The sequence below is a fragment of the Bacillus sp. ABP14 genome (genome assembly GCF_001831375.1).
Classification (GTDB): Bacteria; Bacillota; Bacilli; order Bacillales; family Bacillaceae_G; genus Bacillus_A; species Bacillus_A paranthracis.
In genome coordinates this window covers 4,894,692-4,908,504 of sequence record NZ_CP017016.1, presented here as the reverse complement: position 1 = coordinate 4,908,504, position 13,813 = coordinate 4,894,692, and the positions used below count along the sequence as shown (strand labels likewise).

The window sequence follows — 13,813 nt, the reverse complement described above, 5'->3', positions numbered from 1 at the left end:
GAGTTGAAAAAGCCACTAATTTCGGTGATTTTGCCTATATACAATGTAGAGATGTATATAGAGGAGTGTTTAAATTCTTTAGTGAATCAAACAATTGGTGTAGAGAATTTGGAAGTTATTATGGTGAATGATTGTTCTACAGATAATACGGGAAAAATTTTAGATCAATATGCTGAGAACTATAATAATTTTAAAGCTATACACTTGGAAAAAAATTGTGGTGCACCTGGTAAACCAAGAAACATTGGTATTGATATTGCGAAAGGAAAATATCTAATATTTATGGATCCAGATGATTATATACCAGCGGATGCATATGAAACTTTATTTAATATTGCCGAGGAGTATAAATCAGACTTTGTTATGGGAAAAATGGAAAGTTTTAATGATAGTGATGGATCAATATTTCAACATTCAACTTTTAAACACTATCTTTTACAAAAACCATATATGAATACTAACATAGAGGTATCACCATTCTTTTTACAGGTGAAAACAGCTATTACTTTAAAGTTAGTAAGGACAGCATTTGTTAGACAACATAAAATTTCTTTCATCGAGGGAATGAGAAATGGGGAAGATAAATTTTATGATGTTCAGTTATTTACAAAAGCTAAAAAGTTTAGTTATATTCCCAAAAATGTTTATAGCTATAGGGCACGTGATGATGATCGTAATCTATCGTTGACGCAGCAAGATATTCTTTCTTCTGTTGAGAATGATGTACAGTCTGTAGATGCAATTAAACCAAAATTAAATGATAAGGAATATAGTTATTTTCAGGTAAATGCGTTAAGGTCAATTCTTTGGAAAATTTGTGATCCGGATTTTAATAAACTATCAATTGAAGAGAAGAAGAGATTAATTAATTTAGTGAAAAGAGTAGTAGATGGTTATGATATTGAAATAGTAAAGAAATATTTAGTTTGGGAAGAACCCTTCTTAAGTCTAATTGAAAAAAATTATATAAATGAAGCATTGGCATATAATAGCATGTTAATTTCAAGAAGATGGTGGTTAAAACAAGGAACTGAATTACAACAAAGATATAGGAAACAAACAGCTATCCGTAATAGCTTTTCTTGGAGGATTACTAAATTTCTTAGAAATAGGAATTTTAAATTAAAAGATATTATCAAAGGGAGATTTTTGAATGAAACTAAGCGTAGTAACACAATTACGGGCTCATGATGAAGGCGTAATTAAACAGGCCTTTGAATTGTTACAAAAACAGACTATCGATGCTAATGAGTTTGAATTGCTTATTTTTTATAATTATGAAAATGTTTCTTTAGAAATGGTTAGATTTGTAGAAAAATTAAAAGAAAGCTGTAAGCTGAATATAGTATTAAAAGAAGGAAAGATTGATGTAGAAGGATTAAGAGGGGAGTATATTACTTTCTTTGATTTTTATACAAAGTTTAGACCAAATGTATACGAACGTTTATATAATGGTGCAAAAAAGAGAGATTTAGATTTTATATCTGCTTGTTTAGAAGAAAAAAACGAGAAAAAAATTATAAATAAAAAAAATATAATGCAGAGTAATTTTGCTACAATTACAGCATTAAAGATAATAAAGAAAGAAGTTCTGTTAACGAAGGAATTTAATTTTATCTCTCAATTAAATGAATCGAACATTAAATATTTGGATATCAAGTTATATTTGTCAGGCCTAAATTATGATTTTGCAACTGATATAAAATATAAAAATAAAACACCATTTAATGAAGAGTATATAAAAAATTCAATAAAAGACATTCAGTATATTTTTGATTCTTTGATAAGTGATTATGGAGAAGGGTTTAATCAAGATTTAAAAATTATACTTTTTAAACAAATATTAAATTTAATGGATAAAAACACCTTTTTAAATGAAGTAGAAAAAGGTCATCAAGAGACATTATTGAATGTGTTGAAGGATCTCTTATCTATCTCGGATGAACGTATTTATAAGGGGAATGAAGGATATAAGGAATTTTTAAATCTTATAACTTTAGGTTTATATGATGAAGCAATGAAATACATGGTGATATTTAGGAGTAAGAGGTACTGGTATAATCAATCACAAAAGTATGAAACATATTTTGAAAAAAATCCATATCTCTTAGAAGAATCTTTATCTTGGAAAATTACAAAACCAATTCGAGGGATTCAGAGGATATTTGGATATATTAAAAATTCATTGTATAAAGTACTTATTCTTTTATTGAGTTTATTTGTAAAGATGCGCTTTGCAGGAAAAGAAATTTGGTTAGTTGGGGAGCGTGAGGATCAGGCTGAAGATAATGGGTTCTTCTTCTTCAAGTATTGTCGCGAAAAATATCCATCAGAAAGAATATATTATGTAATTAATGAAGATTCACCTCATTTAGATAAAGTTGAGCAATATGGTAATGTTATATATCATTCTTCTTTTAAGCATAAGGTTTATATGCTAGCAGCAAGTACATATATAAGTGCTTGGGTATTTGAAGAATGTTCATATCCTAGGCCGAAACAACAATTTATTAAATGGTTTGGAAATATAGTTTCTAAAAAAAATCATATTTGTTTGCAACATGGTGTAATCATTCATAATATTGCTCCGTATCTAAGTAAGGAGAGATATAAGCAAGATTTAATTATCTCAAGTTCAGAGTATGAAAAGCGGATTATTATGAAGACATTAGGGTATCCTGACAAGGATGTGGCTGTAACTGGATTAGCTAGGTTTGATAATCTTCACGAGAGAAAAACGAAAAAACAAATTCTCATTATGCCCACATGGCGTAGACACTTATTAAATGTAAATAAAGCACAGTTTTTACAGTCCGATTATTATAAAGTGTATAAAAGTTTAATCGAGAACAAAGACTTTCTAAATTTAGTAGAAAAGAAAAACATAGAAGTTAAATTTTATATACATAGTCAAATGCAAAAATTTATGGATGAATTTGTAGTGAATCATCCTAAAATAGAATTTCTTGTAAAAAGTAATGCGACTGTATCGGAATTATTAAAAGAAAGTGCACTATTAATCACTGATTATTCATCAGTGTCATCAGACTTCTTATATATGGAAAAACCAGTTATAATGTATCAGTTTGATCCGCATAATAATCATCATGCTCCTTGCGAAGAAATTAGATATAGTGACTTAGGTTATATTGTGTCTAAAGAGCAAGCGTTAATTAAGCAAATAAATAAAGTTATGGAGGATAATTTAAAAATCAGTAAGAGATATTTAGCGAATTCTAAAAGGATTTTTAAATATAAAGATACTAAGAATGCTGAGAGAATATATAAAGTAATTAAAGAAAAGACTTCTTAAAAACAATAAATTTGTAGAGAAATAATTTAATGTGTTTTGGAGTATTTTTATTTATTGGTGTGAAAGAAATCTAGAATAGCAAATTTATCTAATGTATATAAATGAAATAATTATTAGATAATCTTCATTGTGGATTGAGGTATTAAATTGTTTTTATATGAATTTGTTTTGGAGAAATAGATTTCTTTATTAATAAACTGTGTGGAGATGAGAAATTTAGTGAAAATTTGTGTAGTAGGTTTAGGATACATTGGTCTCCCAACAGCTGCCATGTTTGCGAAACATGGGGCTGAAGTAGTAGGGGTAGATATCAATCAACATGTTGTAGAGAAGTTAAATGAGGGAGAAATCCATATTGAAGAACCGGGGCTTAGAGAAGTTGTCCAGGAGACAGTAAGGGAAGGAAAATTAACTGCTTCCCTTGAAGTGGTCGAAGCAGATGTTTTTATTATTGCCGTTCCTACACCAAATAAAGATGATGAATATAAATCATGTGATTTAACAGGTGTTTTAACAGCTATTAAAGAGGTTATTCCTAATGTTAAGGAAGGGAATATAATAATTATAGAATCAACAATTGCGCCTCGGAGTGTAGAAGACTTTGTTAAACCTTTAATAGAAGCTGCTGGTTTTGTAGTAGGAAAAGATGTTTTTTTAGTACATTGCCCAGAGCGAGTTTTACCAGGAAAGATTATGGATGAAATTATTTTTAATAATAGGATTGTAGGGGGGGTAACCCCAACATGTTCTGAAATGGCAGCACAAGTGTATAGTTTATTTGTTAAGGGTGAAATCATTCAAACTGATGCTAAAACAGCAGAAATGTCCAAGTTGATGGAGAATACATTCCGGGATGTAAATATTGCATTATCAAATGAATTAGCAAAAATATGTAAAGAATTAAAAATAAATGTCTTAGATGTTATTGAAATGGCTAATAAGCATCCGCGTGTAAACTTACATCAACCAGGTCCCGGGGTAGGAGGACATTGCTTAGCAGTCGATCCGCATTTTATTGTAGCTAAAACGCCAGAAATAGCGAATATTATTCAGATGTCTCGTGATGTGAACATCTCTATGCCATTGTACGTTTGCGAAAATATTGAACAATTGCTGCAAGGAATTGATTCTCCTAAGATTGCTGTATTTGGGATTACTTATAAAGGAAATACAGATGATATGAGAGAAAGTCCAGCTTTAGAGATCATTGATCAGTTATATCAAAAAGGATATAATGTGACGATTCATGATCCTTACGTTAAGAGTGAGTTATTTAATTTGAAGACTGCAGAAGAAGCTGTAGAAGGTGCAGATTTAATATTAGTATTGGCTGACCATAACGAGTTTAAAAATATAGATTACAGTCAATTTGTTTCGAAAATGCGCCAACCAATTTTATTCGATGCACGAAATTGTATACCTTTAAATAAAAAAGGTGAAATGAAAATTATTAATTTCGGGAATATTCATGAAATGTTAAAATCAGATGAGGTTTTTGTATGAAAGCTATAAAAAGTGTTATTAAGGAACAATTAGATAACTTATATTTAATGGGAAGGCTTTCTATATATGAAATTAAGCAACAATACGCTGCTAGTACATTAGGGGTTATATGGGTGTTTTTAAACCCTTTAATTCAAATTTTTGTATATTGGCTGGTATTTGGTCTAGGAATTCGAGGTGGGGCTCCTGTAGAAGGAGTTCCGTTCTTCGTTTGGATGATCTGTGGTATTATTCCATGGTTTTTTATAAATGGCTCAATTATTCAAGGATCGAATTCTATTTATGCCAAACTAAATACAGTTTCTAAAATGAATTTTCCGTTGAGTGTAATACCTACTTATATTATTTTATCGCAATTATATACGCATTTAGTGTTACTAGCGGTTTTAATACTTATTGTTATATGTATTAAAGGTATAAGTATTCTTAGTATTGTTGGATTGGTTTATTGTATACTTTCTACATTCAGTTTTTTAATTGCTTTAGCTTTTATTACCTCTACTATCTCTACAATCTCAAGAGATGTACATTTATTTATTCAATCGATTACAAGAATGTTATTTTATTTGACACCAGTTTTGTGGAAACCGAGTGAGCATATGAATAGTATATTTGCATTTTTAATGAAGATAAATCCGTTTTACTATGTAGTTGAGGGGTACAGATCTTCATTATTACACGGAAGTATTAATTTTATAGGTTCATTGTATACATTATATTTTTGGGGAGTAACAATTATTTTGTTTGTGATTGGGGCAATGTTCCACATTAGATTCCGCAAGCAATTTGTTGATTACTTATAAAAGGTGAATAATCCAATGAGTTATAAAGTGAAGTTTGAACATGTTACAAAAAAGTATAAAATGTATAATAAATCTTCAGATAAACTAAAGGATTTATTTTTTAGAAATGATAATGGTGATTATCATTATGCTTTAAATAATGTTAGTTTTGAAGTGCCAGAAGGAGAAATAGTTGGAATTGTTGGCTTAAATGGTTCAGGTAAGAGTACATTATCAAATTTAATTGCGGGTGTTACTATTCCAAATAAGGGGAAAGTTACAATTAATGGTTCTGCATCCTTGATTGCAATTTCTTCTGGTTTAAATAACCAATTAACCGGAATTGAAAATATTGAGTTAAAAGCCTTAATGATGGGGCTTACGAAAGAACAAATTAAAGAGATTACACCAAAAGTTATTGAGTTTGCTGATATAGGAAAATTTATGTATCAACCAGTGAAGACTTACTCAAGTGGGATGAAGTCAAGAATTGGATTTGCGATTTCAGTTCATATTAATCCCGATATTTTGGTAATAGATGAGGCTTTATCTGTTGGAGATCAAACTTTTACTAAAAAATGTTTAGATAAAATGAATGAATTTAAGGATCAGGGAAAGACGATATTTTTCATTAGTCATTCTCTTACACAAGTAAAGAATTTTTGTACTAAAGCAATTTGGTTACATTATGGGAAAATAAAAGACTATGGTAATGTAAATGAGGTAATAGATTGCTATAATAATTTTTTGAAAAATTATAACCAAATGAGTGTTGAAGAAAAAAACAAGTTACGCGAAGAACAAGCAGTACAATGTCAACATGGTTTATTGCAGGAACACCCAGTGGTGCCCCCTAGAGGAGAAATACGGAAGTCAAAATCAAAAAAGAAAGGTATTATATTATTTGGGACCATATTTATCATTTTAGCATCTGCAATAGTAACGGGTTTAAATTACAAAGGAACTCTTTCAATAATGAATGGAACTAAAAATAAGGAAGGTTTCGTTCAAAGTGAAAATGCTACTAAAGAGAAAAAGGTTAAAGCAGAGCTTCCAATTGATAAAAAATATATGGTGAATAGTAATGATATTAGTATCCGAAAAGAGCCAAGTATGAGTAGCGAACGTTTAGCATTGACTCAATTTGGGGAAATATATAAAGTACCGAATAATCATGAAACTAATAATGGATGGATACAAATAGTTTTGCCAAATGGGGAAAAGGGTTGGATAAATGGAGAATATGTTAAACCATTTTTATCCAATGATAAGATGATAGAAGATACTAAATTAGATAATATAATAACATTATTAAATCGAGTGTATGGATTATCTGTAAAATCAGTGAATACATATGTTGGGAAAAGTTTAAGTGAGCTTGAAGCCGTATATCCTAATAACTTAACTTCATCAAAAACGATAGTAGGTAAAACAGAGTATAGGGATGGAAAAGTCAAGTTTGTTATTTCAGGGTCTAAGGTAGTAGAAATGAGCTTTCAGGATATCTCAATGTCTATCAGTAAGTTACAAGAAATTCTGGGCAAGGAAAGTATAAATAATGATTTTGAAAAAAATTATTTATTTGAAACAAAACGTTTTTATGTTATAGCACGCTCCGATAAAACCCATCAAGAGATTCAAACGTTAACAATTATGTCAAAAGAATAAGTAAAATAATTTTGAGATTTACCTAGAGTGTTTAGGTAAATCTCATTTTAGAAATCAATAGACCTTTAAAGGCTCTTGCATATAGCTTGAAAATAAATAGTGGCAATTTTTATTATTTATAAAATGTGTACTAATAATTAATGAGAAAGAGTGAGGTTTATAAATGGATGTTAGGATAGAGAAGTTGGGATATAACCTTAAAAAAGGGGATATGAAGATTATAGGAACTTCTACTGCCGGGAGCGGGAGGCTAATTTTACGTAAGAAAAATAATCATCGTGATTTTGAGTTCCCTTTGGAAGTGAAACTAGGGGAAGTACTACAAGGGGGGAAATTTCAAATTGATATTAATTTGAAATCTATTTTAGAAAAGCAAGGATTAAACAATGATGCTGTATGGTTAATATATATGATTTCTGGGGAAAATGAATATTTGGTTAAGGTTAGAGAAAACATTGAGGAACAGTTTGAATACTTTTATGGTGAAAATAGTATTTTTAAGTTAATTCCATATATAGCGAAAGATGGAGTTTTAGCATTTTATACAAGAGGGCTAGAATTAGCACCATTTGTTAAAAAAATAGAGTATTTGAATGGTAAGATTTTATTAAATATTTTGTTAACTGGAAAGGATAATAAATATCTAAAGGGAAAAAAAATAAAGCTTATTTTTAAAAGAAGAAATCAAGTTGACATGGCTTTTCATGGTACGAGTATAAGTACTACATACATACCGATAATAAAGGAATCAATAGATATAACAATGGATATAGCAGGGGAGATTCCATGTATTAACCAAGATAAAGAAACATGTTGGGATGTTTTTGTGAATATATGTAGTAAGGACGGAAATGAATGCTATAATTTACCTCTAGAAATTGATAGTGTAGTAAAAAAACAAGCATTTAGATATATGCAACTTAAGACAAATGATCTTTTCTATATTAAACCTTATGTTACAGGGGATAATCGATTAGCTATTTATCAATCAAATATGCTTCATAAAGTTCGAGCTATAGATATTATAGAAGATAATGAATCTATAAAAATTGATATAGGACTAGAAATTTTTAATGATCAAAAAATAGATGATTTAAATTTGGTTATTAAAAGAAGAGAGAAAATGGGAAATGGATATGAATATTATGAGGAATTTATATATGATGTAGAGGGAAGTGGAGATAGATATATAGCTCGAATTAATAAAAAAAGTTTATCTAATAAACATATTTTAAGAGATAAAGAAGTATGGGACTTTTTTATAAGATTAAAGTCAGGTAATAATAAAAGTGATTTGCAACTGAATATTTCCAAACAATATAAGAAGAAGTTTTCATATTTTGATATATGCTATAAAGATAAAAATATGAAAGGGAAATTATTTATAAATGGATCTTCCCAGCTCTCTTTATATGCTATAGATGGGAAGAATAGATGTGCCATCAGAGTAGCTGTGTTGGGAACCTGCTTTAGTCGAAATGCATTTAATTCAAGTCAATATTTTAATCCAGATTATAAAAAAATATATGAATGCGTTTATACACAATTTCATTCGTCATTAATTAGTCTTGTCTCAAAACCAGTTTCATTAGATATTAAAGAATTAGAGAACATTAAAGAAAGTGATAGAAAATTTGTTGAAGTTGACTTTGATAAAAGTTTCTTTAATAAGTTAAAAGAATCAGGGGCCGAATATTTAATTTTAGATCTTTATTCTGATGCATCTAAATCTATATTAAAAATTGATGGTGACAGATATATTAGTTGTAGTTATATATTAGAGGATAGCAAATATATAAAAAATTTAAAGAATAGTAAAATAATAGATCATACAAATAATGATGAGTATTTTGAGATTTGGAAAGTTGCTGTTGGGGATTTTATCCAAAAACTAAAAAGCATATTACCAGAGAATAAGATTATTTTAAATAAAGGTAGATTTACGCCTACTTATTTTGATGAAAATAGAGAGGTTAAATCATTCTCAGATCCACAATTGATTTCTAGAAATAATAATTTTTGGGATAAATTGGATAATTATATTATGCATCTTATACCAAAAGCCAAGGTTATTGACTTAACAGATACGAGTTATATTGGAGATGCAACATACCCGTTTGGTAAATCATTTTCGCACTACGAATCGGGATATTATAAGGAATTTTTAAATCGCTTAAATAGTTTAGTTATTTCAGACCGTTTAAATAGGTCATGAGGATAAAATAAAATTTCTTTGAATTATATAAGTTAAGGTGGTTTATTGATGAAAACAGTAAAAAAGGCTATTATCCCAGCAGCTGGGTTAGGAACTCGTTTTCTACCAGCAACTAAAGCAATGCCAAAGGAAATGTTACCAATTGTTGATAAACCAACAATTCAATACATTGTAGAAGAAGCGATTGAATCCGGAATTGAAGATATTATTATTGTAACTGGAAAAGGAAAGCGTGCTATCGAAGATCACTTTGATCATTCTTTTGAGTTGGAACAGAACTTACTAGAAAAGGGTAAACATGAAATCCTTAAGAAGGTGCAAGAGTCTTCTAAAATTAATATCCACTATATTCGTCAAAAAGAACCGAAAGGTTTAGGTCATGCTGTATGGTGTGCTCGTAAGTTTATTGGTAATGAGCCATTTGCTGTTTTACTTGGTGATGATATTGTACAAGCTGAAACGCCATGCTTACGCCAATTAATGGATCAATATGCGGCAACACAATCATCGGTAATCGGTGTTCAAACTGTTCCGGAAACGGAGACACATCGCTATGGTATTATTGATCCACTAGTACAAAAAGGTCGTAGTTATCAGGTTAGCAGGTTTGTAGAGAAACCAGATCAAGGAACAGCACCATCTAACTTAGCAATTATGGGGCGCTATGTATTAACACCTGAGATTTTTACGTTCTTAGAGAATCAACAAACAGGAGCAGGTGGCGAGATTCAGTTGACGGATGCTATTCAGCGCTTAAATGAGATACAAAGAGTATTTGCTTATGATTTTGAAGGAAAGCGATACGACGTTGGAGAGAAGCTTGGATTCATTCAAACAACAATTGAAATGGCATTACAGCATGATGGGTTAAAGAATGAATTATTAAGCTATATGGAGAAATTATTAAAAAAAGATATGGTTAATAATTAACTTTCATAAAAAACATCTTGGAAATTTATTGTACAATAAATTTCTGAGATGTTTTTTTATAACTGTTTCATTAATTTATCTGCCACTTTTTTAGAAAGTTGCTTTGTCACTTTAGGAACAAATGGTTTTATGGCACCGTTAAAAACAAAGGCTCCTTTACCAGTTGTTCGCAATTCTAACTGACTTGTTATTTTCGTAGTAGAAGGAGAGAGTGATTCAGCATGAAAAGAGCCGCTACCAATTAATTTTTTTGTTGGAGAAGCCATCGTAAAGCTAATTTTATGAGGCATTTTCCACTCAATAATTTCAACATTTAGACTAACGTCTCGTTTAATAAACCCTAAATCACCGTGCAAACGCCAAGTCGAATGTTTGTCATCAATAATTTTATGTTTAACATAGCCTGTTACTAGTGGAGCCCAATTGTTTATATCACTAATAAATTTCCAAATTTGATCTGGTGAAGTATTTAACTCTATAGTATGTATACCTTTTGCCATTTTTTGATCCCTTTCTAAAAATAAAGGTATTTGAATAATCAGGTTAAAATCTCATATTCATTTTATTATGATATAGTTATGTAAATTCTATTACAAGCGTTTTTGCTTTTATTTTAATAATTTTTTATTAAAATTGATATTTCTAAATATCACATTTAAGAGAATGTAAGGAAAATAGAGAAATCATGAGTAATATTAGGAAATTAATACGAAAAAGGTCGAAAATTAGGTTTTAATTTCTTATTTTTGTCATATATAATGAATCTTGAATACGACATTAAGGCTTAATATATTTGATATAATTTGCCTTTCCCTAACTTGGGTATACACTCTTTTCAACCTCCGTGTCAGTGATAATACATATTGAAAAGAGTGTATACATTTTTTTATTTAGAAGAGAAATTTTGAAATCCTTTTTTATAATGACAAATGAGATTTAAAATGGGATAATGATAGTATAACTTCTGGTGGTATGACCAATCTTGTGTAAGGAGAGAAGTGTATGCTAGATATTCAACAAATTAAAGAAATAATTCCTCATCGCTATCCATTTCTACTAGTGGATAAAGTTTTAGAAGTAGAAGAAGGAAAGCGTGCTATTGGGATAAAGAATGTTACAGCTAATGAAGAATTTTTTAATGGGCATTTTCCAGATTATCCTGTAATGCCAGGTGTTTTAATTGTAGAGGCGTTAGCACAAGTTGGCGCTGTTGCTATGTTGAAGAAAGAAGAGAATCGTGGTCGCTTAGCATTCTTCGCAGGCATTGATAATTGCCGCTTTAAACGACAAGTCCGTCCAGGTGACCAACTTCGTTTAGAAGTTGAAATGACGCGTGTACGTGGAGCAATTGGAAAAGGAAAAGCAGTTGCTACTGTAGATGGTGAAATTGCTTGTGAGACAGAAATAACGTTCGCCCTTGGAGATAAAAAAGAATAGTAAACGTAAAATGTTTTTGATACAGATGGGTGGATACCGGGTTGAATTTTTAGCCTTGTGTCCACCTATTTTATTTGCAAGTAGTAATATATGATTTGTTTAACAAATAAGTTTAGTAGTAGGAAAACTTTAGAATATGAGTAAGAGTTTTTATTAAATAAGTTATGGAGAAATTGGAATAATAAGAAGGGAATTTATATAAATTTGCAGGTATTTATAGTTTGATGAAAGAATAAAGCAAAGGTAAGAATTTATAAATTAAATTGTTAAGCATATAAGGAAAAGATTTTAAAAAAATTACAAAATTTCGCAGCGATTTCATAAGAAAATCACAACTTTTTAGTAAAAGGAATATAAAATGATTTTATTAAAATAGAGAAAAAGAGATGATGAATGTGAAGCTATACGAGGTTTTACATGATTATGAGAATGGAAAGTTTAAAGATGGCGATATGTTTTTATATCAAAATAATCCAAGGATGATTGCAATTTTTAAATCCGGTAATTTTGTTTGGAGCGATGACTATGTAGCTGTTAGTTGCAAAGATATTTCAAAAGATATTTGGTACATCAAAGAAAAGTAGTGAAAAAGGTACGATGTATAGGGTTAATTATCCGAATATTAAATCACTCGTGTTTGGTATGCATGAAACAAGGGATTTTATAATTATAGAAGAAATCCATATTAATGCGAGAGGATGGCCGAACTTTAAAAGAATTAGAAATAAAAAGATTGAATCTTATTATTTTATAAAGAAGTTACATTCATATGAATGTAGAAGCTAATAAAAAACTTCATCATTTAATTGATGGAGTTTTCCTTGTTTTGTTGGCAAATACTAATTGCTTTGTTTAATTTATCTTTTATTTTTAATCAAGAATAATGTAATATAGTGAGGAGTATAAAAATAGATATATTATTTTAAATTTTAATAAAGAGGGTAAAGGTATGAAAAAGAAAATTTTATTTTGGGTACTCGGTATTCTCGGAGTACTAATCATAGGTGGAGGAATTTATGCCTATAATGTATATTCTTCTGTATCTAATACATTAAAGGAAGTTCATCAACCTTTAAAACGTGATCAAAACAACAATAAAGTTGGAGAAAAAGTTAGCAAGAGTGAACCAGTGTCAATTTTATTATTAGGGGCAGATGAGCGCGGTGATGATAAGGGGCGTTCGGATTCTTTAATGGTGATTACATTAAATCCTAAAAATAACTCTATGAAAACAGTAAGTATTCCTCGTGATACTTATACAGAAATTGTTGGAAAAGGCAAAAGCGATAAAATCAATCATGCTTATGCATTCGGTGGAGTAGATATGTCTGTAGCGACAGTAGAAAACTTCTTGAATGTTCCTATTAATTATTATATTGAAGTGAACATGGAAGGCTTTAAAGATATCGTTGATGCTGTTGGTGGGGTAGATGTAAATAATGATTTAGAATTTACGCAGGATGGACATCATTTTGCGAAAGGAAATATTCATTTAACAGGTGACCAAGCTCTAGCATTCACACGTATGCGTAAACAAGATCCACGTGGTGACTTTGGTCGTCAGATGCGCCAGCGTCAAGTGATGCAAGGTGTTATCAAAAAAGGTGCAAGCTTCTCTTCTTTAACAGGTTATGGAGATGTATTAGCAGCAATTCAAAAGAATGTGAAAACTAACTTAACGCAAGATCAAATGTTTGATATGCAAAAGAATTATAAAGATTGCTTGAAAAATAGTGAGGATATCCAAATCCCAGGTGACGGTCACAAGGCTGCTGATGGCATTTGGTACTACTATGTTCCAGATGCAGCAAAACAAGATTTAACGAATAAATTAAGAGCGCATCTTGAAGTGACGAAGTAATAATCCAACTTCTTTAGACAAAATGCTAAAGGCCACGAAGTTTGGGCACAATATGTAACGGATTATTTCGTTGCTAAGTAATAAAGGTACACAAAAGGTATACG

General features: G+C 30.1%; 11 protein-coding genes. 10 read left to right on the top strand and 1 reads right to left on the bottom strand.

From position 1 onward, the window contains the following. Positions 1 to 3: 3 nt before the first annotated feature. From BGI23_RS25680 to galU, 7 genes are all read left to right on the top strand, one after another. Entirely contained in the window at positions 4 to 1,191 is a 1,188-nt protein-coding gene (locus BGI23_RS25680) for a glycosyltransferase family 2 protein (protein ID WP_172801698.1), read from the top strand. Beyond that, on the top strand, positions 1,154 to 3,313 hold the full coding sequence (locus tag BGI23_RS25675; RefSeq protein WP_255369068.1) for a CDP-glycerol glycerophosphotransferase family protein: 2,160 nt from the start codon (positions 1,154 to 1,156) through the stop codon (positions 3,311 to 3,313). Before BGI23_RS25680 ends, BGI23_RS25675 begins: the two co-directional genes overlap by 38 nt. 219 nt (positions 3,314 to 3,532) lie before the next feature. After that, on the top strand, positions 3,533 to 4,816 hold the full coding sequence (locus BGI23_RS25670; RefSeq protein ID WP_070807212.1) for a nucleotide sugar dehydrogenase: 1,284 nt from the start codon (positions 3,533 to 3,535) through the stop codon (positions 4,814 to 4,816). After that, entirely contained in the window at positions 4,813 to 5,619 is an 807-nt protein-coding gene (locus tag BGI23_RS25665) for an ABC transporter permease (RefSeq protein WP_070807211.1), read from the top strand. The genes BGI23_RS25670 and BGI23_RS25665 overlap by 4 nt, the downstream gene beginning before the upstream one ends. A gap of 15 nt (positions 5,620 to 5,634) precedes the next feature. After that, positions 5,635 to 7,266: a teichoic acids export ABC transporter ATP-binding subunit TagH gene (gene tagH / locus BGI23_RS25660; RefSeq protein ID WP_070807210.1), complete on the top strand. Its 1,632-nt coding sequence runs from the start codon at positions 5,635 to 5,637 to the stop codon at positions 7,264 to 7,266. 163 nt (positions 7,267 to 7,429) lie between these two features. Then, entirely contained in the window at positions 7,430 to 9,481 is a 2,052-nt protein-coding gene (locus BGI23_RS25655; RefSeq protein WP_070807209.1) for a DUF6270 domain-containing protein, read from the top strand. 48 nt (positions 9,482 to 9,529) lie between these two features. Next, positions 9,530 to 10,411, top strand: coding sequence for a UTP--glucose-1-phosphate uridylyltransferase GalU (galU, locus tag BGI23_RS25650; RefSeq protein ID WP_070807208.1), 882 nt, complete (start codon positions 9,530 to 9,532; stop codon positions 10,409 to 10,411). A gap of 56 nt (positions 10,412 to 10,467) precedes the next feature. On the opposite strand, the gene BGI23_RS25645 is transcribed toward galU, so the two are convergent. Next, positions 10,468 to 10,911: an SRPBCC family protein gene (locus BGI23_RS25645; protein ID WP_070807207.1), complete on the bottom strand. Its 444-nt coding sequence runs from the start codon at positions 10,909 to 10,911 to the stop codon at positions 10,468 to 10,470. A 502-nt stretch (positions 10,912 to 11,413) separates the two neighbouring features. Between BGI23_RS25645 and fabZ the strand changes: the two genes are divergently transcribed. The 3 genes from fabZ to tagU all read left to right on the top strand — a co-directional run bounded on the left by fabZ (position 11,414) and on the right by tagU (position 13,709). Then, positions 11,414 to 11,848, top strand: a complete 435-nt coding sequence (gene fabZ, locus BGI23_RS25640) for a 3-hydroxyacyl-ACP dehydratase FabZ (protein ID WP_070807206.1) — start codon at positions 11,414 to 11,416, stop codon at positions 11,846 to 11,848. Between the two features lie 386 nt (positions 11,849 to 12,234). Further along, the gene (locus BGI23_RS25635) at positions 12,235 to 12,432 is read left to right on the top strand and encodes a hypothetical protein (protein WP_070807205.1); all 198 of its coding nucleotides are present in this window, start codon (positions 12,235 to 12,237) and stop codon (positions 12,430 to 12,432) included. 365 nt (positions 12,433 to 12,797) lie between these two features. Further along, positions 12,798 to 13,709 carry a polyisoprenyl-teichoic acid--peptidoglycan teichoic acid transferase TagU gene (tagU, locus tag BGI23_RS25630; RefSeq protein WP_070807204.1) on the top strand — a complete coding sequence of 304 codons (912 nt, stop codon included), beginning with the start codon at positions 12,798 to 12,800 and terminating at the stop codon, positions 13,707 to 13,709. Positions 13,710 to 13,813: the final 104 nt, after the last annotated feature.

Bases quoted from the DNA above. Each gene is read 5' to 3' on its own strand.
- tagU (WP_070807204.1), top strand. From the start codon at position 12,798: ATGAAAAAGAAAATTTTATTTTGGGTACTCGGTATTCTCGGAGTACTA.
- BGI23_RS25645 (WP_070807207.1), bottom strand. From the start codon at position 10,911: ATGGCAAAAGGTATACATACTATAGAGTTAAATACTTCACCAGATCAA.
- BGI23_RS25655 (WP_070807209.1), top strand. From the start codon at position 7,430: ATGGATGTTAGGATAGAGAAGTTGGGATATAACCTTAAAAAAGGGGAT.
- fabZ (WP_070807206.1), top strand. From the start codon at position 11,414: ATGCTAGATATTCAACAAATTAAAGAAATAATTCCTCATCGCTATCCA.
- BGI23_RS25635 (WP_070807205.1), top strand. From the start codon at position 12,235: ATGATGAATGTGAAGCTATACGAGGTTTTACATGATTATGAGAATGGA.
- BGI23_RS25665 (WP_070807211.1), top strand. From the start codon at position 4,813: ATGAAAGCTATAAAAAGTGTTATTAAGGAACAATTAGATAACTTATAT.
- BGI23_RS25675 (WP_255369068.1), top strand. From the start codon at position 1,154: ATGAAACTAAGCGTAGTAACACAATTACGGGCTCATGATGAAGGCGTA.
- tagH (WP_070807210.1), top strand. From the start codon at position 5,635: ATGAGTTATAAAGTGAAGTTTGAACATGTTACAAAAAAGTATAAAATG.
- galU (WP_070807208.1), top strand. From the start codon at position 9,530: ATGAAAACAGTAAAAAAGGCTATTATCCCAGCAGCTGGGTTAGGAACT.